Below are 21226 nucleotides of genomic sequence, written 5' to 3'. Positions count from 1 at the left end.
GCACCTCGGTGTGCGGCACCCGCCCGCACACCGGGCGTCACGCGGACGGCGCCGGGACGTACTCGAACCAGTCGAAGGCGACCGCGCCCTTCGTGGCGTACATGCCGATCACCCGGCCGGTGAAGCCGCAGGCGACCTCGGTGGACAGGTAGCGCCCGTCCAGCTCGGCGAGCGGCCGGGCGTCCGGGGCGTCGGGATCGCCGAGCCAGAAGGCGATGGTGTCGGGGCCCGTGGTGCCGCCGTCGGTGAGTTCGGGCGACGCGGGCACGAGGTCCGACGTCCGGATCGTCACGGTGAGGGGCAGCGGCCCGGCCGGGACCGGTCGGCGGGCCACGGTCTGGCGCAGCGGCCCGATCCGGGCGACGACGCATACCTCCCCGTCCCCGGCCTCCACCTCGTAGTGGTGGGCCTCGTCCAGGCGCACGCAGAGACCACCGCGTCCCGCACCCGGGCCGATCACGGCGGTGACGCGGCAGTCGTGGTGCTGCTGGCGGCGGCCGACGAAGGTGTACCCGGGGCGGTCGAGGGTGGGACCGGTGGCGCCGAGGACCAGCCAGCCAGGGCGCTCGGTGAGCGACCAGGAGCCCTCCGGGCGGACGAACGGCGAGATCCAGTGGGGCGCGAGAGCGGCCCCGTCGAAGTCGTCGCGGGCGGGCGGGGCCGGAACGGGATGCCAGGCACCGCCCGGGGCCGCGTGGCTCTCGGGAACGGGCGCGACGACGGGCCAGCCGTCCTCGTCCCACTCCACGGGGGTCAGGAACGTTTCGCGGCCGAGCACGTGCACGTCGGGCGTGAAGCCGCGGGGGCGGACGCCGAGCAGCACCATCCACCAGCTGCCGTCGGGTGCCTCCACCAGGTCGGCGTGGCCGGTGTTCTGGATGGAGCGGGCGGTACCGCTGTGGGACAGCAAGGGGTTGGCGGGTGCGCCTTCCCAGGGGCCGCGCGGCGAGCGGCTGCGGGCCACGGACACGCTGTGGCCGCGTTCCGTGCCGCCTTCCGCGATCAGCAGGTACCACCAGTCGCCGATGCGGTAGAGGTGCGGCGCCTCGGGGTACTTGAGGCCGCTGCCCGACCACGTGGCGAAAGGCCCTTCCAGCACCTCGCCCTTGACCGGGTCGATCCTGGCCATGTTGATGCCCCCTTCGGGGCCGGAGAAGGCGCACCAGCAGGTGCCGTCCTCCTCCCACGCCAGGTCGGGGTCGATCCCGGTCAGGTCGATCCACACCGGTTCGCTCCACGGCCCCTCGGGCCGCTCGGCCGAGACGACGAAGTTGCCGCCACCGTCGACATTGGTGTTGATGACCCAGTAGCGACCGTCGTGGTGGCGGATCGTGGGGGCGTAGAGGCCTCCGGACGCCTTGGCGCCGGGGAGGGGCAGCGGCAGCTGTGCGGGCCGGTCGAGGACGTTGCCGATCTGCTCCCAGTGCACGAGATCCTTGCTGTGGAAGAGCGGCAGTCCGGGGAAGTACTCGAAGCTGGAGCACACCAGGTAATAGTCGTCACCGACCCGGCACACGCTCGGATCGGGGTGGAACCCGCTGATCACAGGGTTGTCGTACATATGCACGGAACGTCTTCCCTTCGAGCCGCAGGGCGTCGGGAAGCGAGTCTAGGTGAGTGTTCGGTTCTCGGTCGTCCGTTCGGTTCACGGTCCGGGTGCCGCGCCGGTTCGGGGTGGCTCCGTGGGCGGGTCGGCGGCCCACGGCGTCGATCGTCGTGGGGTGGACCATGGCATCGGAGCGGACGGGCAGGGTCTCGTGGCCCCCGGGCCTGGCGGCGGTGGTGCATCAACTCCGGGGGGCAGTTCTTCCGCTCGATGCTCGACAGCAGGCCGAGCAGGTAGGCGCGGGCTGCGGCCTGGGGTTCAACTCGACTGAGCCGTACCGCGATCCGGGCCGTAGCCTGGTCGAACATCGCCCGCCGGCGAGCAGGGTCCACGCCACGGCCCGCGACCACCGCACGGTCTTCAGGAGTCCCCAAAACCCCCGATGATCACGCGGTGGCCGTACCCGTTCCCCGCCGGGCCCCACGCAAGATCGCGGAACCGGACTGGACCGCTAACCGCTCCTTCTCTGTTCGGATTCCGCGAGCCGGAGTTTCATCGCCCACACGGTCGGGCCGCCGTCGCTGTCGGTGCAGCCCGTGACTTGGAAGCCGTGTCGTTCGTACAGGCGGACGTTGCGAGCGTCGGACGTTTCGAGTCTCACCTCTTTTGCGCCACGCCGGCTCACGTCACGGAGGGCATGCGCGATGAGCGCGCTGCCGAGTCCCCTGCCTCGATGGCTCGGACGCACACCGAGTGTCTCTAAGGTCCACGCCCTTGCGGCGGATGGGGAATCGGTGAGGCGACCGATTCTTTCACCGTGCAGTGCAATGATCTGTTCCATGGTTGATTTGCTCGGATCGGCCGCATCCGGCGGCAGCAAGGCGGCTGCACCGGCATGCCCCTGCGTCACGAAGACGACGCCGTGTCGGAGAGCGTGACGGAGGTACAGTCCTTGCAGCCGGCGGAGCCGCTTGGCGTAGTCGTCTTCCGGGATCACCCACCTGGTCCACGGATAGTCCATGAACGCGACAGTGAGCGTTTCTTCGGCTGGGGCAAGGTCTTCGATGGTTGCGAGGCGTGTACGGGATTTCACGGCAGCTCTTTCGTGACCGTTCAACGGCCTTCTCGTTTCCTCAGGTTCCGGAGGCGATGATCTCTCCAAGCGCCTCCACATGACGGTTGAATGCTCGGCGCCCCTCATCGGTGACGCCTGCCCAGGTTCGGTTCCGTCTGCCCACGGATTCTTCGCGGACCTCAACGAGTCCCGCGTCCCGCATCACAGTCAACGTCTGGGACAGAGTGGAGTCGCCGACGTCCAGCAGGTCGGCAAGGAACCGCAAGTCCACGTCTTCCAGGTTGCACAATGCCGCGAGAAGGGAAAACCCGCGGGTGGGTGGATGAGCGCATTCAAGTCTTCACTCGGGTGATTCATTTTGGCGCGCCTTCGCGGCGATCTCCTCGCCGGCCGCCACACGGGCGATCGCGTCATCGGCAGAGAAGTGAGTGTCGGTCATTCGGTCCATTCATCCTCTATGAAGTGATGTCGTCGGTTCCTCGACGGCCAGGGCATGCACGACTGACGGGCCGGGCACTTCGGAGACGGGCTCCCGTACGGGGGAAGGCTGCCGCGGGCCTGGTGCCGTCCCGGGTGGTCACCGACTGCGGCTGCGGAACAGGGGCGTTGCCGTCGACGCCCGCCCGTCGCACCGGCAGCACGACCGCGCTCTCCGGGGGGCCGACCTCAGCATCGATGCCGATGGGGCCGTCCTGGTTCCAGTGGTGTGCGGACGGCACGCTCATGCCATCGGATCCGCGAAAGCGGGCCGCGTGCCGTACTTCTCGACCGCCTCGAGGTCGAGGGACACCCCGAGTCCGGGGCCGGAGGGGATGTCAAGGTAGCCGTCGTCGTCGAGCCGCCAGCCCTCCGCGACCAGATCGTCCACGTAGGCCGACCCGGTCTTGTACTCGACGAGGTCGGTGGACACCAGGGCGGACGAGAGCTGCAGGTCGGCGGCGAGGCCGACGGCCGTGTTCCATCCGTGCGGAATCAGGCGGATGCCGAGGTCCTGGGCCTCCCAGCCGATCCGGCGCGACTCGCTCAGACCGCCTCCCTTCGTGGTGTCGGGCTGGACGATGTCGAAGGCGCGGCGCCGCAGATAGGGGGTGAAACTCTGCCTGCGGGTGAGGACCTCGCCACCGCTGATCGGGACGGGTGACCCCGCACGCAGTTCGGCGAAACCGTCGAGGTCGTCCGGCGCGAGTGCTTCCTCGAACCATGCGACGTCGTAGTCGGCGAGCATCCGCGCGGTTCGTTTCGCCCACGCCAGATCACCGGGGAAGAAGCCTTCGGAGCCGCCGGCGTCGACAGCGAGCAGCCGGTCGCCGATCGCGGCGCGGGCGGCGGCGACGGTGCGCTCGTCCGTGGCGGCGTCCACCCGTCCGAACTTCCACCAGCCGATCTTGAAGGCGGTGAACCCTTGTTCCACGAGTGCGGTGAGGTTGTCCGTCATCGGCCCGGCCTCGTCCATGAGCACCGACGCGTAAGGGCGCACCCGGTTGCGGTGGCGCCCGCCGAGCAGTCGGCCGACCGGCTGGCCGAGCGCCTGACCGGCGATGTCCCACAGAGCGATGTCGATGGCGCTCGTCGCGTGCGTGAGCGAGCCGCCCCGGCCCATCCAGAACGCGGTCTGGTGCAGTGTTTCGGTGATCCGTTCGACCTCCACCGGGTCTTGTCCGAGGAGGTGCGGGAGCAGGAGGTCGATTGCTCCGCGGACGAGATCCTCGGTGGTGAACGCGCTTCCGACGCCCGTGACGCCTTCGTCGGTGTGGACAGCGACGAGTGTGTGCACGACATCGTCCGGACGTAGTTCGTTCGACCAACCGCCCTCGGGGGTCGCCCCGCGAAGACCGCATGTCTCGATCCTGGTGATCTTCATGAACGCCTCTCATGACGGATGTCATCGCCGCGGGCGCCGACGGGACGGCGGCGGCTGCGTTCGGGACCGTACCCGACCGCGATGGGCATTGTCGACAATCGACGATTCGACTACAGTCTGCCGAACCGTCCGCCGCGGGAGCGTCCGGGTGGCGAAGCGTCACCCACCCCTCCACAGGCCCGCACCCGCCACCGAATGGAGCCGTCGCACTTGATTGTCGACAAAGTACGATCCTGTTACGCTCCGGCCATGTCCGGTCTTCCCCCGTTCCCCCCGCTTCCCGCCGCCTCGCTCGCCTCCCGCCGCGAAACCGTCGCAGACGCCCTGCGCGAGGCCATCACCTCGGGCCGTCTCCAAGCGGGCCAGAAGCTCACGGAATCGGGAGTCGCCGAGCATCTGGGAACCAGCAGGGCGCCGGTCCGTGAGGCGCTGCGCCAGCTGGAGCAGGAGGGCTTGGTGATTTCCTATCCGTACCGCGGTACGGAGGTGCTCGGCGTCTCCCAGGAAGAGATCGAGAACGTCCTCGTACCGATCCGCATCTCCTTGGAGAAGTTTGCCTTCCGCAAGGCGATGCCCCGTTTGACCGACGCGGACTACGCCCACCTCCAGTCGCTCGTCCGCACCATGGAGGAGGCGGCCGAGGCGGCCGACGCGGCGCTGCTCGCCGACGAGGACATCCGCTTCCACGAGGCGGTCGTGACCTTGTCCGGACAGCAGCACTGCCTGCAGATCTGGCGGTCGATCCAACCTCGTGTGCGCGCCTACTTCCGGCGGGACGCGAGCCACTACGCGGACGCGACCGTGGTCGCCGAACAGCACCGCGAACTCATCGACGCACTCCGCGCGGGTGACGAGCAGGCACTGGACCGCGCCGTCACCGCTCACATCAACACCCATTTCAGCATTGCACCGGACCCCTCCGAATGACCAGGACGATCTTGATCACCGGCGGTGGGAGCGGCATCGGCCGCGCCACCGCGTTCGAAGCCGCACGTCGGGGCTGGGCTGTCGGCATCCTCGACCACGACGGCGGGAGCGCCGAGCGGGCGGCGGTCGAAGCCCGGCGGATCGGCGCCCGCAGGGTCTGGTCGGCCTCGGCGGACGTCACCGACGAACGGGAACTCGTCGACGCGTTCGGCGCAGCGGGCACCGCGCTGGGCCAGATGGACGGGATGGTCGCGAGCGCCGGCATCGAGCTCAACGCACCCCTGCCGCACATGCCCCTGGACACCTGGCGCCGCGTTCTCGACGCGAATCTCACCGGCACCTTCCTGACCGTACGCACAGCCGCCCGAGCCCTGGGGGACGCCGGGCGGCCGGGCTCTATCGTGTGCGTGTCTTCTCCTTCCGCCTTCGTCGGTTTCGCGGGCGGCTCGAACAGCGCATACGGAGCGTCCAAAGGCGGAGTCTCCGCATTCGTCCGGGCCGCTGCCATCGACCTCGCCCCTCACGGCATCCGCGTCAACGCCGTCGTGCCCGGTGCCACCGATACGCCCATGCTCTACTTCGGCCTCGACGGCGACGAGCTCGAAGCGGAGCGCACGCGCCTGAGGGAAGCCGCGGCACGACAGATCCCGCTCGGACGAATGGCCGATCCCGCCGAGATCGCATGTGCCGCCGCCTGGCTGCTCTCCGACGATTCCTCATACGTCACGGGCAGTCACCTGGTGTGCGACGGCGGCCTCATGGCCAAGAGCGCGAACGACTTCTGACAGATCCCGAAACCCGCCTGATACGGCAGCCGTAGGTGCCGTGACCGGTGATCCGGTCGGTCGTCGCGCTGGTCGTGGGTGGGGGCGTCACGGTTGACGAGGTGCGTCGTTGTGCTGCCGGGCCGAACGTGCTGCACGGCCGGATCGGCCGGTACTTCCGCAGGTCGGAGCCGCGCGAGCGGACGAGGCGGTATCCGTGCGGGTTGCTCGCGCCGCTGGAGCGGAAGAACGGCCGGACGCCGGCCGGGCAGGCAGGCGAGGTGTGCCCGGACGGCGTGCAGCGCCTGCTGAGCCAGGCCGGCGGGGACGCCGGCTCGGTGCGGGACGAGGTCCGCGGCTTTGCGCTGGCGCATCTCGACGCCGGAAGCGGCGTGTTGGTCGTGGATGGGACGACGTCGTAGTGGTCGGCTCCGGAAGTCCTTCGGGGGCTGACTCCGGAGCCGGTGTCGTGTACGGCGTCTACTCAGCTGAACTCAGGGCCGCTGCCGGAACGGGGCGAGCGTGGCGCGCACGAGATCGGCGGCGCCCCAGTCGGGGTCGAACTGGGCGATCACGGCCAGGTGCTGGCGTAGCTGGAGGACCGGCATGCGTTCGCGCCAGTCGCGGTCGAGCCCGGTCAGCTCGGCGTACAGCTTGAAGAACGCGTGTGCCTCGGGCGGCGGCGCCGTCGTCCACAGGTGGGCCAGGTCGACCTCGGCCCACGTGTACGACACGGCCGGGTCGATCAGCGCGGGCCGCCCGTCGGGGGCGGCCATGACGTTCTGCGCCCACAGGTCGCCGTGCGTCAGGCACGCGGGCCCGACCGGCAGCAGTTCGGGCAGCCGGTCGCACAGCCGCTCCAGCGCCGCCCGGTTCGCGGCGTCGAGCGCCTCCTGGACGCGGCGCTCGCCGAGCCAGCGCAGCAGACGGTGCTGGGCGAAGAACTCGAACCCGTCGTCATCCCAGGTGTTGACCTGCCGACGACGGCCCAGCCAGTTGTCCCGGTGCCACCCGAATCGGGGGTACCGCGTGGTGGTGTGCAGGTGGGCGAGCGCATGCGCGAACTGCTCCCAGAAGGTCTCGGTTCTCGGCCGGGGCCGCAGCACGGACAAGACGAGCAAGTCGCGGTCCACGAGGATGATCTCGGGCGTGACGACGCCGCCCGCCTCGCGCAGCACGGTGAGCCCTTCGGCTTCCGCGGCGAAGGCGTCGTCCGACGGCGGCTCGCCGAACGCCTTGACGAACACCGGCGTGCCGTCACCGCGGCGCGCGAGCCCCGCGGTCGCGGCGAGGCCTCCAGTGGCCGGCTCGGCCGCGACGACGTCGGTCAGGCCGGCCGCATGCAGGCGTTCGAGCAGGAAGGACATCGCGTCTGTCACGGGTGTGCTCCTGTCGGCGTAGTCGAAATCAACGATGGTGGATCCGTGCCCAGATGCCGGGGCGGTGAGGTAGAGGCCACAGGCACAGTCGAGGGCTTCTTCGGGGGTGCCGGCGAAGCTGCCGGTGGGCAGGATGGTGTCTTCGTACTTGTCGGTGCCGGCGGGTAGAGGGCGAAGCCCCAGGCGCTGGCGGAGCCGCCGCAGCGCAGACGCATTAGTGTGATGGACTCGTCATCGGCCAGTTCGCCGTCGACGTAAGCGAACTGACCGCGGTAACGGACGTCCAGGCCAGCGAGCTTGGGCCAGGCGGTACAGGCTCGCGCGGTCAGCTTCCGGGCGAGGGAGGTCTTGGTCGACTCCGGCACGGTGAGCATGGGGTCATCCTGCCCGGTCGCCCCGTGTCAGTGGTGCGACAGGCTCCAGCCGGTAAGACCCACTTCCGCTGATCGTCCTGCCTGCCTTGCCCGCTGCTGCTTGCCCGATATCGCTGACCGCCTTGCAGAGGCACCGGCTGAAGAAGATGGCCTACGACCACAAGACTGCCCACCAGAGCCGGATGCGCGCGCACATCGTGCTCCACGCGGCACTGGGCCGCTCCAACGCACGCATCGCCCGCGAGACGGGTCTGCACATGGACACCGTACGAACCTGGCGCGACACCTGACCCAAACCAAACGGACACCAACGAACCAAACGCTCACTAAAGCCCGTGGCGGCGCGGCGGTGGGTCCGGCATCATCCCCGTGTGATTGTGATGCAACCCGTTCTGGAGGTCTTCACTGCCGACGACTTTGCGCTCTGGCCCATCGGCGAGCACGAGTCGTACGGCTACCTCGTTCTGAACGGGGAACTGACTCCGGGAGAGGTCGGCACGGCAGTTATGCGGATCGCCGACTGCAACGACTTCGAGCCGGAGGAGGAGCACGGGCCGTGCCCGACCGACCCGCTCGGCACGTTCCTGCACGGGCTGCTCACCATGCCCGACCTGTTCGCCGCCGGCGGGTTCCGGGTGACCGACAACGCCACCGACACCGTCTTCGTCGAGCCGGGTTGCTGCAGCGGCCTGGAGACCTGGCGGGACTGGCTTGAGGTGCTCGACGGCACCGGCTGCTGCTACTTCGGCCACGATCCGTCCTCGATGGCCGAACGCGTCGGCGACACTGTCCGGCTGACTCTCGACGCCCACGGGGAGGAAGACAGCCCGGTGATCGAGCTGCCAGTGGCCCAGGTACGCATGCTCGTCACCGGTGCCCAGCGGGACTTGCAGGACTTCCTCAGCCTCGCCGGAAGCTGGGCCGAACAACACCTGCCGGTACACGCCGCCGCCGTCACCGCCGCCCTGGCACGGGCGCTGGACCTGGGGCCCACACAATGACCAGCTTCCTGACCCACCGAGCGCGCGTGCACGAGGCCCGCCTCCCCCTCCACCGCCGACACAGCGCGCTGCGGACCTGCATCACCCTCTTTGCGCCGTACGGCTTCCGGGCGACGTACCACCACCTCACGCTCAGCGCCGCGATCCCCCGGCGGCTGGAGGCGGACCCGGACGCGCTGGTGCGGGCGGTGGAGGAACTGCATGAGGCGAGGGTTCTGTGGCTCGTGCGGGCGAAGGAGTACGCCGAGCAGCGCCGGGCGGAGAAGCGGGCCGGGCGGCGGGGTGCAGCGAACCCGCGACCGTGGTGGCTGCGGAACAGGTGGGAGGGCCCGGACCGCGCCTGGTATGAGGACCCGTTGCGCCACCCGTCGCTGCGACTGTCCGAATACGTCCGGCGACAGAACGCGATTCTGGACGGCGCCACTCTCCCTGGCTGCCCGGCCTGTGGGAACGAGCAATCGCTGGAACTGAACTCGACCGGGCACGGCTGGGCCGAGCTGTGCCGTGGGTGCGCGTGGGCGCCGGTGCCATGCCCGTGCGGGCAGCGGCACCGGCTCGTGCCGGAAATCCCGTACCGGTGGAACGAGATCTGGCAGCGGGCGCACATGAGCGATGACGGCATGCCGAACCCACACTGGCCCGCGGGCTAGCCAATTGGATCCGGCACGGCGAACGCTCGGGAAGCCAGATCCCGTCAACCGCAACGAACCCGCGCGCGGGACCATCCCAGTCGTCAGCTGACATGCAGGTTCCGGCTTACCAGCGCTCAGGATTCTGGGAACCCGCGCGCTTCCGCCCGCACCGACGCCAAAGCGTCCTTACTGCCGGCCTTCAACGGCGCCGCCCTCGCCGGCCTGACCACGCTCGCCGACCACGACCTTTCCGCCCCCACCAGGGCCCTTGGCACCCTCGCCGTCGCCGCCCTCGACACCGCTGCTGTCCTGCTGCTCCTGGTCGTCCGCCCCCGCCTCGGCGGCCACGACCGCGCATCCTTCCCCTACTGGGCACGCCTGGACGAGACCGAGGTCCGCGACCGTCTCCTGTGCACCGGCCATCGCCAGGCCGTACACATGATGCTGGACGGCATTCGCGTGGACCGGCCTGCAGCGCACTGTCTGGATCGCCCTGCGCCGCGCCACCGAGTACGAGGTGGTTGAGCTGCTGTCCAGCAGCGTGGCCAGGGTGGACGATGTGGGCCGCCTGGCCGCCTGGCCGCCTGAGGGATGTGGCGCCTGATCAACGCCCGGCGCAACGCCCACGACTACGGCGGCCGCCGACGCCCCGTTGCCCAGGCCGACCATGTCACAAGGTGGGACCACGTCCCGACCGCCGTTGCCGAGTGGGCCCGCCTCATGGGCCACGCCCGCCGCCCCGGTGGACCTGCACGACCGCCAGGCCGAACTGCGCGAGCAGGAACGGCGACGCGAGGCCGCGCGGACCGCGGCGGAGGCCGAGCTGGCGCGGGAAGCCGAGCGGGCCGCCCTGTCCGACCGCCGCGCGCTCACGTCGACCATCGACAGCCTCCTGCAGGGCGAAGCCCAGTCGAATGCCTGGCTGTTGCGCGAGTGGGACGACGCCCACGGCACCAGCGCGGGCAAGCACCCGCCGTTCGAGGACGAGTGGCAGCTGGTCGTCACCCGCGGCAGCGAACCGGGCGCCGCGGAGACCGTTGTCGCCGGGCCCGGCGCTCCCACGTCCTACTCCGACGAAGTGGTCGTGGTGCACGACGACTCCGAGGGCCACATCACCCTGTACGTCGCAGGCGAGGCCGTGGCCATCACGGAGTTCAACGACTCCTGGAGCGCCCCGGCCCGCTGCAGATCGGCCGCGGCCACACCGCCGACGGCGGCTGGGGCGAGTACTTCCACGGCGGGGCGGACACCGTCCGCGTCTTCAGCGGAGCCCTCACCGCGTCCCAGGCGAAGTCGTTCGCCTACCTCTACTGAGGTCCGCAGGAGCATCCTCCAACTGTTCCCGACCAGCTTGGTGTTCCAGCCTGGTTTCGAGATCTTGTCGCGGACCCGGCGGGGAACGGGTACGGCCACCGCGTGACCACCAGGGGTTGTGCGGATTCCTGAAGGCCGTGCGGTGGCCGCGGGCCGTAACGTAGACCCTGCCCGCTGGAGGGCGATGTTCGACCAGGTCATGGGCCGGATCGCGGGTCGGTTCGGGCGGATTGAGCCCCGGGCTGAGGCCTGCGTCGGCGTCCCGCGCGGCGAGGTCACCGAGGCGGAACTGATCGCCCACGCGCGCGAGCGGCTCTCCGGCTTCAAGACGCCCAAGCGGGTGCTGTTCGCGGACGCACTGCCGCGCAACGCCAGCGGAAAGATCCTCAAACGGGAACTGCGCGACCGCTTCGCGGACGGCTGACCTGTCGCGTCGGGGAGCGCGCCCCGGCCGGCGTGACAGTGCTGCAGTGTCAGCCGTCGGTCTATGCGGTCTCCTCGACCTGGTCCTGGCTGTGCTTCTGGTCGTAGAGGGTGCGGGCTTCGACGACAGCGTGCTGCCGGACGAATCTCCCGTCAATCGTCACGAATAGCCGAGCAATCCAGGCCGCAGACGAAGTAACGGTGACCCAAGAAGCTTGCCCCGCCCCACCTACCGGTTTCTCGTCAGCCGGGTTCCTTCGGGTGTGCGGCGGTAGAGCACGGACCGGCCGGCTCGGGTGCGGGTGACGAGGCCGGCCCGGTGCAGGACACCGAGGTGGTACGACACTGTAGCGGGGCTGAGGAAGTGTCGTGCCGCCAGCTGTGCGGTGGAGGCCGGTTGCGTCAGTGCGGCGAGCAGTCCGGCGCGGGTGGGTCCGAGCAGTTGGGCCACCTCGGTGGAAGGGACTACGGGGGCGATGACGCGGGAGATGGCCTTGTCACGTACGGGATAGATGAGCATCGGGGGCCGGTCTTCGTCGCGCGTGGGGTCCACGGCCACGCCCGGCCGAGGCATGACCACTGACGGCACGACGACCACCATGGGCACCGGCAGCGCGATCCGCAGCCGGCTCTCGACACGCAGGGTGCCCTCGGCCCACTCGATGTCGGGATGCAAGGAGTTGAAAAGTTTCGCTGCTCCGTATCCGGTCAGCACGCCGGCGCATCGGCCGACCTCCGCATCGAGGACGGCCTTGGCGGCCTCCCAGTGCGGGGCGAAGGCCAGTTCCCAGTAACGCCGCATCTCCTCCGCGGCTTGCCGGGCCACGTGCGCACCACCCCGCGCCATGGCCCGCCGCACTCCCTCCGGAAGCTCGGAACTGGCAAGGCCGTTGCACGGCCGTCCGACGCGTAATGCCTCCAGCTCGCTCAGGACGCGCTCGGGAGGGGTGCACCGAACCCGCTCCAATTCCTCCTCGACGGTGGGCGAGGGTCCGGACGGGTAGGGATTGAGGAAGTCGGGCACGTATCCGGGTCCGTCCAGGGCCAGTTCGGACAGCAGTGGCAGCCGAGCCCGGCGCAGCACGCGTCGTGCGCGAGTGACCCAGGGATCGGCGTCGGGGACCGGTTGCAGGCCCCAGGGCAGCAGCGTTGCGACGACCTCGTGCAGCGGCGAGACGGCGAAGCGGGAGCGGGCGAGCCCGGCGGCGTTGACGGTGAGCTCGATCATGACCCTCCCGCTGTCTGGTCGCGCCGGTCCCGCGGCCGTCCCTTCGAACCTGCTCGAATCGTGGCACAGAACGTGGCGGCGGCAGACCTGATCGGCACAGGCTGGTGGCCCGCAGTCGCAATGCCAATCCGCCACACCGGCACAACTCGTTGAGCCGTGAACCTGCAGGGGGAGGAATTCTGGTGCGTCGTCGCCACAAAGTCGCCACCGCTATCGCCGGCATCGTGACGGTAGCGCTCGGGGCAGTCGGCCTCACGAACGCACAACCTCAGACACTCCCGCAGCAACCGCACGCGCTCAGCGAAGGAGAGAAGGACCTGCTGCACGAAGCCGAAGAGGTGCTGACCCGCTCCTGCATGGCGGGCAAGGGCTTCAGAACCTGGGTGGTGCCCCGGCGGCCCGTGCCCGACGACCGGGAATTCCCCTATGTCATCGATGATGTCGAGTGGGCATCCAGGCATGGATATGGAAGCGACATCTCCACGCAACGCGACAAGGTGCGCGCATTCGACCCCAATCGGCGGTACTTCGCTGGTCTGGCATCGTCCAAGCGACAGCGTGCGCTGGACGCGCTCCATGGCGAGAAAACCGGGAAGCGCATCTCGATCCAGTCCCCGAACGGGATGACAATCAGCCGCATGGACGGCGGGTGCGCCGCGGATGCCCAGGAAGAGCTCTACGGGGACCTTGAAACATGGTTCCGGGTTCTGACCGTCACAGATGCTCTCGACACGCTGCGCAGCAGCATGACCGCCGGCGACGCCGATTTCGCGAAGTCGGTCAAGGACTGGTCCACGTGCATGCACGCACGTGGACTCCCCTACGAGACCCCACAGGAGGCCCGCGCCGCATTCCTGAACCCAGATCGCCGGATCAGCCGGGAAAGGGAAATACGTGCAGCGGTCACCGAGGCGCGTTGCGCGGCAAGTTCCGGGCTGTCCCGCACCATTCACCGCCTCGACGAGCAGTACGGCAAGCGGCTGCGCCACCAGTACGAGAACGAGGTGCAGACCAGGCTAAGGATGGAGAACGAAGCCCTTCCCCGCGCCCGAGCCGCCGTCCGTTCGTCGTGAAGAACCACTACGGGAACCGACTACGGAATAGGACACCATGAAGAAGATCAGCATCGCCCTGACCGCCCTCACTCTCACGGTCATGGCCGCGGTCGCCCCGTCTGCCTCCGCACAGCCCGCCCAACCGTCGGTGGCGAAGGGCTCCGTAGCCGCTGCCGCCGACGGCTACCTGTACGCATGGGACGGCTTCGCGGCCAGCGGAGCCAGTTGCCGCTGGCAGGCGAACGACGCCGACTGGAGCACCTGCTCCGGCATCAGCATGAGAAACCGGGCGAGCTCCCTGCAGAACCGTGGCTACGCCGGCGCCTACGAGGACGTCGACCTGTTCTACAGCCCCTCCTGGCAGGGTGCCAGGAACTGCTTGCCCAACGGCTACTACCTCGACAACCTCACGGGCATCTACTTCCTGTGGGACGGCAAGGCGGGCCAGGGGCAGACGATGAACAACAACATCGCCAGCCACCGCTGGTCCAACAACTGCTGACATCGGCCGAGGGCGCCTCCACCCTCGCAACAAGCAGGGCGCACCAGCATGTGAGCGGTGAAACCGCTGTTCTTCGGGTCATGCGACCGTTCTGGTCGTGCAGGTGCTCCGGGCTGGGTGGGCTGACGGCCGCCAGCGCATGAAGGCAGGGCCTCCTGAGCAGTTCGCGGTTCTCGAAGCGCGAACTCCAGGAGGCCCTGCCGCAGTTGTACGCGGTCACGTCTGCCGGTCCAGCCTCATGAGCGGGGTCACGCAGGCGAACACCATGGCCTGCACGGCCTTCTGCTGTTTGAACGCCGCCGGGGCGGGCGCGCACGAACACGTGGGGGCACAGTGATCGACATCGACCAGGTGGCGAGCTCAAGCACGGTCTAGGTCTGGACCACTTCGAGGGCCGCACCTGGCGCGGTTGGCACCACCACGTCCCCCTCGTCACCGCCGCCCAGGCCTTCCTCACCCTCCGGCGGCTCGACCCAAAACCCCGGATGCCGGCCTGACTCTCTACCGGGTCCTCGATCTTCTTCAGGACCTACTGAGGTGCTGGGCCGGCATCTGCACCACCTGCGGCCGACCTCTCACAGCCCTCGGAGCAGCCGCAGACAGGGCAGAACCTAACGAAGTACTGCTAATGGCCTGAATCGGAAGCTCTTGGGCGGATCGTCGGATCCGGTTCACCCGCAGCGCCCAACGATGCGCGTGAACACCGCCGGTGGCGGCCTTTCACGGTCGCATTCGTGCATCGGACGGCAGGAACTGCCTGAGGATCTCTGACTCGGGTCACTAGGACACGGAGCCTTGACGGGTTCCGCCGTCGGACGCCGTACTCAGAGCATGCCCACCAGCACGATGACCAGGGCGGGCAGTGCGATGAAAAAGGTGCCGAGGTAGACGGCGAGGACCCACCGGTGCGCGGAGACGATGCGGGCGAGGTTCTCGGCGCAGAACAGCGGCAGGGGGCGCAGGAGCGGTATCACGTAGATCACGACGATCGCGAAGAGGTTGTAGACCAGGTGCACAAAGGCTGCCTGCAGGCCGATCTTCGCGTCCTGACCGACGCCCGCGAACGCCGCGAAGACCACCGTGAACGTTGTGCCGAGGTTGGAGCCGACGACGACGGGATACACCTGCGCCGGTGTCAGGATGCCTGTTCCGGCGAAGGGGACCAGCACGGATGTGGTGATAGTCGAGGACTGGGTGACGACGGTTGCTCCCATGCCTGATGCCATGGCGAGGTAGGCGTTGCGGCCGACGGCCTTGATCAGAATGCCGCGGGCTCTGCCGACCATGAGCAGTTTGAGCAGCTTTCCCAGGTAGCGGACGGCGACCAGGATCAGCACGGCGCCGATCACGATGGTGAACAGCGGACCGAGTGTGCTGCTGACGTGCGCGGTAGCGTGGGTCACTCCGTGTTCCACCGGCCTGGTGGCCGCCCGGATGAAGTTGAAGTGGGCTGGGTTCGGCAGCCAGTGCGTACCGTACAGTGCATCGGTCAACGTCCCGCTGATGTGTCTCAGCGGGTGCCAGATCAGCTCAATCGGGAAGAAGATCAGCAGCGCGAGCCAGTTGTAGAAGTCATGGACGGTCGAGGCGCCCAGCGCCCTGCGGAACTCCGCGCGGTCACCGATGAAGGTCAGTGCGACCAGGCTCGTCGTCACGGTGGTGCCGACGTTCGCGCCCAGAATGACGGGGATCGCGCCCTGGATGGGTAACGCGCCCGACCCTACGGCGGTGACAGCGATGGCCGTCGTCGTGGTCGACGACTGGATCAGGACCGTACCGAGAACGCCGACGCTCAGCCCGACCCACGGGTGCGCGGCGAAGGCGAACATGGTGTGTGCAGCGTCGCTGCCCAGCCCCGCAAAGCCGCGACTGATGATGCTCACGGCACAGATCAGCAGGTAGATCAGCCCAACGACACCGCACCAGCCGAGGGCTTTGGCCCAGGCGGGGAACTGGATGGCTCCGGCGTCGCCCTCGGTCGCAGGGGCCGTGAGAGCCGAGCCACCGGAAGGGGTCCGCCCGGGGACGTCTCCCTTCTTGTGGCTGTCCTCCGGCCCGCCGTCGGATGTGGCTCCCGCCATGAACCAAGGCTACGAGCTCCTGACGAGGGACGCGCGTAGCTGAGCGCCGTATGTGTGCAACGGACGGCCGGTGCCGTCAAGCGGCTGCGGTTTCTCCTGGCCCGACGCCAGGCGGCCATCCATGGACAGGCTTGTCGGCCGGGCCCTCATTGCGGGGTCTCGGCCGCATGTGGTGGGCCCGCATGATCGTGGAGGCCACCGACGCCGGTCAAGCCAGGTCCCCGGCAACGTCGGCCTGGGTCATCAGCGCAGACGACGGATCTCTCCCCAGCTGCTACCCCGGGGTACGGGCGATGCTGCGGCTGGGACTCCACTTCCGACCCCTCGATCACCGGCTCACTCGTCGGCGCGCTCAGCGGCTGCGCACCGACGTGTCCCTTTCGGTGTCGGCGGCTACGAACGCGGGGGCCGGACGGACCGACGGGACCGAGGCGCCGGCCGGGTGAGGGGGCAAGCTACCGTCGCGCGGCTATGCCCACTCCATACCCAGCTCCCGCAGCGCCTCCAGCTGCTCGGTGCTGAGCCTGTCCCGCCTCGATTTGGTGTTCGACACCCATGCGCCGAGCTTCACGGTCACCGGCTCGGTCTCGTCATCGACCGCGATCTGTTCGCTGTGGCCGCGTGGGGCCGGCCTCCGGCCCTCTCGTTCGATCCACTGTGCGAGGGCCGCCAGGCCCCGATGAAATGCCTGCTGCGCCTTGGTCGGGCCCCTTCGTCGCAGGCGTGGCCGCCGGGCCGGGGGATGGGGCCTCAGCGAGTTTGATGCCCAGTCGGGCCAGCCGTTCTTGCTGCTCGTTCGACGGCAGCTTCCAGGTGCCGGGCTGTTTCTGCCGCTCCAACCGCCGTCCGATGTCGTCGCCGTCCATGAGTACGTCGGGTGCGATGTCGGGCAGGTGGCCGTCGCGTCGACCAGGTCGACTAGGGCGTGGCAGTGGCGTTGTCAGTCCAGTGGCCAGGAGCAGTTCCAGTCCGGGTCGATCGCGGCCAGCTGTTCTGCGCGTACGGCGGCCCGTTCCGGGTCCTTGCGGCGAGCTTGGTCTCCCACGCCTCCTCGCCCGGTTCCCAGACCATCTCGGCCTCTGGGGCGTCCAGCAGTTCCTTGCGCCGTGGTTCCAGCTCCCCGGCCCGCAGGATCTTGCGCTGCTGGTGCACCCACCTCCCCAGCGGGAACGCCTTGGTCACCCCGACTTCGGCTCGGTGCCGTAGGGGGACGGCGTACAGGTCGGTGATCCCGTTCTCCCTCCGCCAGCGCAGCAGGGCCTGGCAGCCCTCCAGTCACACCAGCGATTCCGGCCGACACACCCGCGCGTGCGGGAACACCGCGATCGTGGCCGCGTCGCGCGGGGTGGAGAAGTGCAGCAGGGCCGACTCGGCAGCGGCACCGTCGTCGTGCTCCCGGTTCTCGCCGTCCTCGTCGCCGGCCCCGACGATCCGCCCGTCCTCATCACGCTGGAGGTGGATCTTGCGCTGCCCGCTGGTGCGGGCGCGGGAAGCGAACTGCTCGACCGGGCGCTCGTCGTGTGAGCTCAAGCCTTTCATCAAGGGGTGGTGGCAGGGTGCGGTGTGTTTGTTGTGGAGGGCGGGCTGGAGGTTGGGGGTGCAGCCGGTACCAGGCGGCGCGCTGGGCGGATGCCCAAGAGCTCGTGCCGGTGCTGATGGGCGTGGTGCGTACGCGGTGGTAGGCGCGCTGCCGACGCATGGGCCAGGGCGGATTCCACCAGGGGGCGAGGGCGGTGAGGGCGCGGTGAACGGCGTAGGCGGTCTTCGTGCTCTGGGCCAGAAGGCGTTGTCGGGCCGGCCAGGGACCCAGGGGGAAGCCGTCGTGCAGGGCACAGTACGGCGTTGCCGGACTGCCGTGCACGGCGCAGTAGGCGCGGGCATGGGCCAGCGCGGTTTCGCGGCGTACGGGGCGACGGGCCGGGCGAGGGTGCTTGCAGCGGTGGATCCAGAAGAAGTACCGGGTCGGGACGGAACAGGCCCTGCGACGGTTGGCCCGTGGTCACACGGAGCGCCCGAAGTGCTTCGCTCACTGGACCTGGACGACCTCGGCAGGGGCGAGGCCCATAACGACAAGAGCCGTATGGCAGGAGACTGTCACGTACGGTTCCGCAAGAGCCCGGGGGTGCGATTCCCCCGGGCGACTCGACTACCAAGCGTGACCAGTGGGCGGCGGCGGTCGGTCATCGCCCGATCGGACGCCTCCGCAGTGGCGACCGGCGATGGCCAGCCAGCGGCACTCGGGTGTCGGCCCTACGGTGGTGGCATGGCAGTGATCAACGGTTGGCGGCGGGAAGGGAGCGCCCCGGTCGGCACGCTGGACGTGCTGGGGCCGGTTGTGCTGTTCGTGCTGTCGGTCGCGGCCGCCTCCGTCATCCCGCAGGAGCACCGGATTTCGGTTCGCCCGCCTGCCGTGGTGCTGGCGGCGGTCTGCTGTTTCGCGTTGCTGTGGCGTCATCGCCACCCGTTCGGCGTCCTGGCCACTGCCCTCGCCTGCGGGGTGGTCTTCCAGGTGCTCGGGGTTCGGGAGAGTCCGCTGGTGACGAGTCCGGTCATCGTGTCCGTCTACACCGTGGCCGTCCGGACCGACCGGCGGACTACATGGATGGTGGCGTCGGCCTCGGCCGTCCTGCTGGTCGGAGCAGCCCTGGTGTTCGGCTCCGGCTCCGGCGCATGGTTCGTCCGGGACCACGTGGCGATGGTGGCCTGGACGGCCCTGCCCGCTGCCGTAGGGGACGGGGTGCGCTCACGCCGCGCGTATGTGGCGGCCGTGGAGGAACGGGCGGAGTACGCGGAGCGGACCCGTGAGCAGGAGGCGCGGCAGCGGGTGGCGGCCGAGCGGATCCGGATCGCGCGCGAGTTGCACGATGTGGTCGCGCACCACATCGCCTTGATCAACGCGCAGGCCGGTGTTGCTGTTCACCTGGTGGAGCGGCGGCCGGAGCAGCTGGTCACCGCTCTGGAGGGCATCCGGGACACCAGTCGGTCCGCGCTGGAGGAACTCCGGGTGACCGTGGGCCTCCTGCGGCAGTCCGGTGACCCGGAAGCGCCGCGGGATCCGATGCCGGGCCTGGCGCAGGTACCGGAGCTTCTGGCGTCCTTCGAGCGTGTCGGCCTGTCCGTCAAGCACGTGCGGCACGGCATGGCCGTGCCGCTGGCGCCGGCGGTGGACCTGGCCGCGTACCGCATCGTGCAGGAGGCCCTGACGAATGTGCACAAGCACGCCGGGGTCGATCACGCCCGCCTCTCCCTGCACTACCGGCCCCGATGGCTGACGATCACGGTCGAGGACGACGGGCGCGCCCGACCGCACAAGCCCCACCCCGGGACCGGCCACGGGCTGATCGGGATGCGCGAGCGTGCGGCCAGCGTCGGGGGAAAACTGGAGGCCGCGGCGCGCTCCGGCGGGGGCTTCACCGTGACCGCCGAACTGCCGCTGCGGCCGGGCGCGGCAATCGTGGCACCGGTCGGGCAGGACGCCGAGGAGAGATGGGCATGACGATCCGCGTACTGCTCGCCGATGACCAGGCCCTGCTGCGGGGCACCTTCAGGATGCTGTTCGATTCCGCCGACGACATGGAGACCGTGGGCGAGGCGTCCAACGGCCGCGAGGCGGTGGAGCTGGCGAGGACGCAGCGACCGGATGTGATCCTGATGGACATCCGCATGCCTGAGATGGACGGCCTCGCCGCCACGCGGCTGATCGGCGAGACCGAGGACCTCTCGGCGGTGAAGGTCTTGATCCTGACCACCTTCGAGGACGACGAGTACGTCGCGGAGGCCCTGCGGGCAGGTGCGAGCGGCTTTCTCGGCAAGGGCGCCCGGCCCGAGGAGCTGCTCGGTGCCGTCCGCACGGTCGCCGCAGGGGACGCGCTGCTGTCCCCCTCGGCGACCCGGGGGCTGATCAGGCGGTTCCTGGCGCAGCCGGAGCCGTGTACGGCAGCCGTGCACGAGCGGCTGGAATGCCTGACGCGACGGGAACGCGATGTCCTGGGGCTTGTCGCGCTGGGACTGTCGAACGACGAGATCGCCGAGCGTCTGTTCGTCAGCCCGCTGACGGCCAAGACCCACGTCAACCGGGCCATGACCAAGCTGGCCGTCCGTGACCGGGCCCAGCTGGTGGTCGTTGCCTATCAGTGCGGCGTGGTCAGCCCGGCGACGACGGCGACTGATCCCTCAGCGACCGGGTGAACGCCGGCGTGGCCGCGGAGCGCGTTGTGGCCCTGTCGTAGGCCGGCCTGCCGGATACTGCGGCCGTGGTACCCGGGAATTGCTGCACAGGGACGACGCGCGAGGGGCCGTTCCTGGGCGATGGTGAAGTCATGAAACGGAGCTGTGTACCGGTGCACCAGCCGACATCGGCCCCGTTGACGGCGTGATTCTCACTCCTGCACGAAGGGATTCGCCATGTTCACTCCCTCCCAGGATTGCCGCACCATCGGTGACCTGCTAGAAGGACACGCACTCAACGTCCTGGAGCCCGGCGAGGCGAGCGCGGTCCGCGCCCACCTGGCGACCTGCCCCGACTGCCGGGACGAGCATCACTGCCTCGCGGCCGTGGCCGCACACCTGTCCTCTCTCCGCAAGGCCCTGGCGTACGACCCCGGCCGCCAGCACCCGTCGCACCTGCCCGGGCCGGCCAGGTGCCGCCATGGCTCGCGGCACCGACGCCGCCGGCACAGTGCGGCCCGAGGGGCCCCGGCCACCTCGCTCACGCTGTCCCAATGGGTGAGTCGGCTTGCCTGTGTCAGGTGAGCGACCGGGCAGCGTGCTGATCCGCCCGGGCGGCACACCGAAAGTGCGCGCCGAGCGCGCCGGTGATGGGGTTCACCGCGAACCGCGGCGGACGCCGCTGACGGCCCCTGGTTGTGTACACGACCAGGAGGAATCATGCGGGTGCCCACGCCAGGCATCCCTCACCGAGCACCGCCGCCTCCCCGGGGCTGCTGCGACGGGCCGGGGTCGCCCTGTCCCACGGGTGGCCGAGGAGGCGCCGCCGGCGATCGTGGACGAGGCCGCGACAGCCCCAGCCCGTCCACCGGCTCCGGCCGGCCGCATGCGGCCGGC

Annotated in this window: 23 protein-coding genes, 2 pseudogenes and 1 riboswitch; of the genes and pseudogenes, 15 read left to right on the top strand and 10 right to left on the bottom strand. The window is 69.5% G+C overall.

The window, feature by feature from the left end; all coding sequences use genetic code 11:
* Positions 1–37: 37 nt before the first annotated feature.
* From B7L92_RS00885 to B7L92_RS00865, 4 genes are all read right to left on the bottom strand, one after another.
* A complete protein-coding gene (locus B7L92_RS00885) occupies positions 38–1561 on the bottom strand; it encodes a glycoside hydrolase family 43 protein (protein ID WP_081235585.1) in 1524 nt (507 codons plus the stop codon).
* Between the two features lie 496 nt (positions 1562–2057).
* Positions 2058–2663: a GNAT family N-acetyltransferase gene (locus B7L92_RS00875; protein WP_255310699.1), complete on the bottom strand. Its 606-nt coding sequence runs from the start codon at positions 2661–2663 to the stop codon at positions 2058–2060.
* A gap of 16 nt (positions 2664–2679) precedes the next feature.
* On the bottom strand, positions 2680–2892 hold the full coding sequence (locus B7L92_RS00870) for a transcriptional regulator (RefSeq protein ID WP_218030420.1): 213 nt from the start codon (positions 2890–2892) through the stop codon (positions 2680–2682).
* A gap of 450 nt (positions 2893–3342) precedes the next feature.
* A complete protein-coding gene (locus B7L92_RS00865; RefSeq protein ID WP_081235582.1) occupies positions 3343–4482 on the bottom strand; it encodes a mandelate racemase/muconate lactonizing enzyme family protein in 1140 nt (379 codons plus the stop codon).
* 249 nt (positions 4483–4731) lie between these two features.
* Between B7L92_RS00865 and B7L92_RS00860 the strand changes: the two genes are divergently transcribed.
* From B7L92_RS00860 to B7L92_RS00850, 3 genes are read left to right on the top strand one after another with little or no spacing between them, the layout of a single operon-like run.
* Positions 4732–5409, top strand: coding sequence for a GntR family transcriptional regulator (locus B7L92_RS00860; protein ID WP_081235581.1), 678 nt, complete (start codon positions 4732–4734; stop codon positions 5407–5409).
* Entirely contained in the window at positions 5406–6194 is a 789-nt protein-coding gene (locus B7L92_RS00855) for an SDR family NAD(P)-dependent oxidoreductase (protein ID WP_081235580.1), read from the top strand. The genes B7L92_RS00860 and B7L92_RS00855 overlap by 4 nt, the downstream gene beginning before the upstream one ends.
* Before the next feature lie 47 nt (positions 6195–6241).
* Positions 6242–6595, top strand: a complete 354-nt coding sequence (locus B7L92_RS00850; RefSeq protein ID WP_081235579.1) for a hypothetical protein — start codon at positions 6242–6244, stop codon at positions 6593–6595.
* Positions 6596–6667: 72 nt separating this feature from the next.
* On the opposite strand, the gene B7L92_RS00845 is transcribed toward B7L92_RS00850, so the two are convergent.
* Positions 6668–7552 (bottom strand): fructosamine kinase family protein, encoded by an 885-nt coding sequence (locus B7L92_RS00845; RefSeq protein WP_255310698.1) that lies wholly within the window; start codon positions 7550–7552, stop codon positions 6668–6670.
* Between the two features lie 496 nt (positions 7553–8048).
* Between B7L92_RS00845 and B7L92_RS41815 the strand changes: the two genes are divergently transcribed.
* The 6 genes and pseudogenes from B7L92_RS41815 to B7L92_RS00815 all read left to right on the top strand — a co-directional run.
* Positions 8049–8216: a helix-turn-helix domain-containing protein gene (locus B7L92_RS41815; RefSeq protein WP_255310697.1), complete on the top strand. Its 168-nt coding sequence runs from the start codon at positions 8049–8051 to the stop codon at positions 8214–8216.
* A gap of 90 nt (positions 8217–8306) precedes the next feature.
* Positions 8307–8927, top strand: coding sequence for a hypothetical protein (locus B7L92_RS00835; protein ID WP_081235578.1), 621 nt, complete (start codon positions 8307–8309; stop codon positions 8925–8927).
* A complete protein-coding gene (locus tag B7L92_RS00830; RefSeq protein ID WP_081235577.1) occupies positions 8924–9577 on the top strand; it encodes a hypothetical protein in 654 nt (217 codons plus the stop codon). The genes B7L92_RS00835 and B7L92_RS00830 overlap by 4 nt, the downstream gene beginning before the upstream one ends.
* Before the next feature lie 3 nt (positions 9578–9580).
* The gene (locus B7L92_RS43590; protein WP_368656227.1) at positions 9581–10084 is read left to right on the top strand and encodes a Pycsar system effector family protein; all 504 of its coding nucleotides are present in this window, start codon (positions 9581–9583) and stop codon (positions 10082–10084) included.
* 217 nt (positions 10085–10301) lie between these two features.
* Complete coding sequence (locus tag B7L92_RS00820; protein WP_081235576.1) at positions 10302–10979, top strand: hypothetical protein; 678 nt, start codon at positions 10302–10304, stop codon at positions 10977–10979.
* Between the two features lie 135 nt (positions 10980–11114).
* Positions 11115–11297, top strand: a pseudogene (locus tag B7L92_RS00815) (AMP-binding enzyme); the annotation flags it as partial.
* 228 nt (positions 11298–11525) lie between these two features.
* Here B7L92_RS00815 and B7L92_RS00810 read toward each other — a convergent pair.
* Positions 11526–12524: an ArsR/SmtB family transcription factor gene (locus B7L92_RS00810; RefSeq protein WP_081235575.1), complete on the bottom strand. Its 999-nt coding sequence runs from the start codon at positions 12522–12524 to the stop codon at positions 11526–11528.
* A 182-nt stretch (positions 12525–12706) separates the two neighbouring features.
* Between B7L92_RS00810 and B7L92_RS00805 the strand changes: the two genes are divergently transcribed.
* The 3 genes and pseudogenes from B7L92_RS00805 to B7L92_RS39085 form a co-directional block, all read left to right on the top strand.
* Positions 12707–13597 (top strand): hypothetical protein, encoded by an 891-nt coding sequence (locus B7L92_RS00805; RefSeq protein ID WP_081235574.1) that lies wholly within the window; start codon positions 12707–12709, stop codon positions 13595–13597.
* A 37-nt stretch (positions 13598–13634) separates the two neighbouring features.
* The gene (locus tag B7L92_RS00800; RefSeq protein WP_081235573.1) at positions 13635–14081 is read left to right on the top strand and encodes a peptidase inhibitor family I36 protein; all 447 of its coding nucleotides are present in this window, start codon (positions 13635–13637) and stop codon (positions 14079–14081) included.
* A 356-nt stretch (positions 14082–14437) separates the two neighbouring features.
* Positions 14438–14578: pseudogene (locus B7L92_RS39085) on the top strand (IS701 family transposase); the annotation flags it as partial.
* 327 nt (positions 14579–14905) lie between these two features.
* On the opposite strand, the gene B7L92_RS00795 reads toward B7L92_RS39085, so the two are convergent.
* The 4 genes from B7L92_RS00795 to B7L92_RS43805 form a co-directional block, all read right to left on the bottom strand.
* Positions 14906–16162, bottom strand: coding sequence for a thymidylate synthase (locus tag B7L92_RS00795; protein WP_255310696.1), 1257 nt, complete (start codon positions 16160–16162; stop codon positions 14906–14908).
* A gap of 469 nt (positions 16163–16631) precedes the next feature.
* Positions 16632–16814, bottom strand: a complete 183-nt coding sequence (locus B7L92_RS43815; RefSeq protein WP_438363912.1) for a helicase associated domain-containing protein — start codon at positions 16812–16814, stop codon at positions 16632–16634.
* Positions 16815–17080: 266 nt separating this feature from the next.
* Positions 17081–17383: a helicase associated domain-containing protein gene (locus tag B7L92_RS43810; RefSeq protein ID WP_438363911.1), complete on the bottom strand. Its 303-nt coding sequence runs from the start codon at positions 17381–17383 to the stop codon at positions 17081–17083.
* Positions 17384–17437: 54 nt separating this feature from the next.
* Positions 17438–17692, bottom strand: a complete 255-nt coding sequence (locus B7L92_RS43805; RefSeq protein WP_438363910.1) for a hypothetical protein — start codon at positions 17690–17692, stop codon at positions 17438–17440.
* A gap of 733 nt (positions 17693–18425) precedes the next feature.
* Between B7L92_RS43805 and B7L92_RS00775 the strand changes: the two genes are divergently transcribed.
* The 3 genes from B7L92_RS00775 (at position 18426) to B7L92_RS00765 (ending at position 20914) form a co-directional block, all read left to right on the top strand.
* Positions 18426–19658 carry a sensor histidine kinase gene (locus B7L92_RS00775; protein WP_081235570.1) on the top strand — a complete coding sequence of 411 codons (1233 nt, stop codon included), beginning with the start codon at positions 18426–18428 and terminating at the stop codon, positions 19656–19658.
* Complete coding sequence (locus B7L92_RS00770; protein ID WP_081235569.1) at positions 19655–20350, top strand: response regulator transcription factor; 696 nt, start codon at positions 19655–19657, stop codon at positions 20348–20350. Before B7L92_RS00775 ends, B7L92_RS00770 begins: the two co-directional genes overlap by 4 nt.
* A 216-nt stretch (positions 20351–20566) precedes the next feature.
* Positions 20567–20914, top strand: a complete 348-nt coding sequence (locus B7L92_RS00765; protein ID WP_081235568.1) for an anti-sigma factor family protein — start codon at positions 20567–20569, stop codon at positions 20912–20914.
* Between the two features lie 52 nt (positions 20915–20966).
* Positions 20967–21031: riboswitch (Fluoride riboswitch) on the top strand.
* The last annotated feature ends 195 nt before the right edge of the window (positions 21032–21226 follow it).

This window comes from Streptomyces viridosporus (genome assembly GCF_002078235.1).
GTDB lineage: Bacteria > Actinomycetota > Actinomycetes > Streptomycetales > Streptomycetaceae > Streptomyces > Streptomyces viridosporus.
Note: the sequence above shows the minus strand (reverse complement) of the source record. Positions and strands in the feature narration are given on the sequence as shown.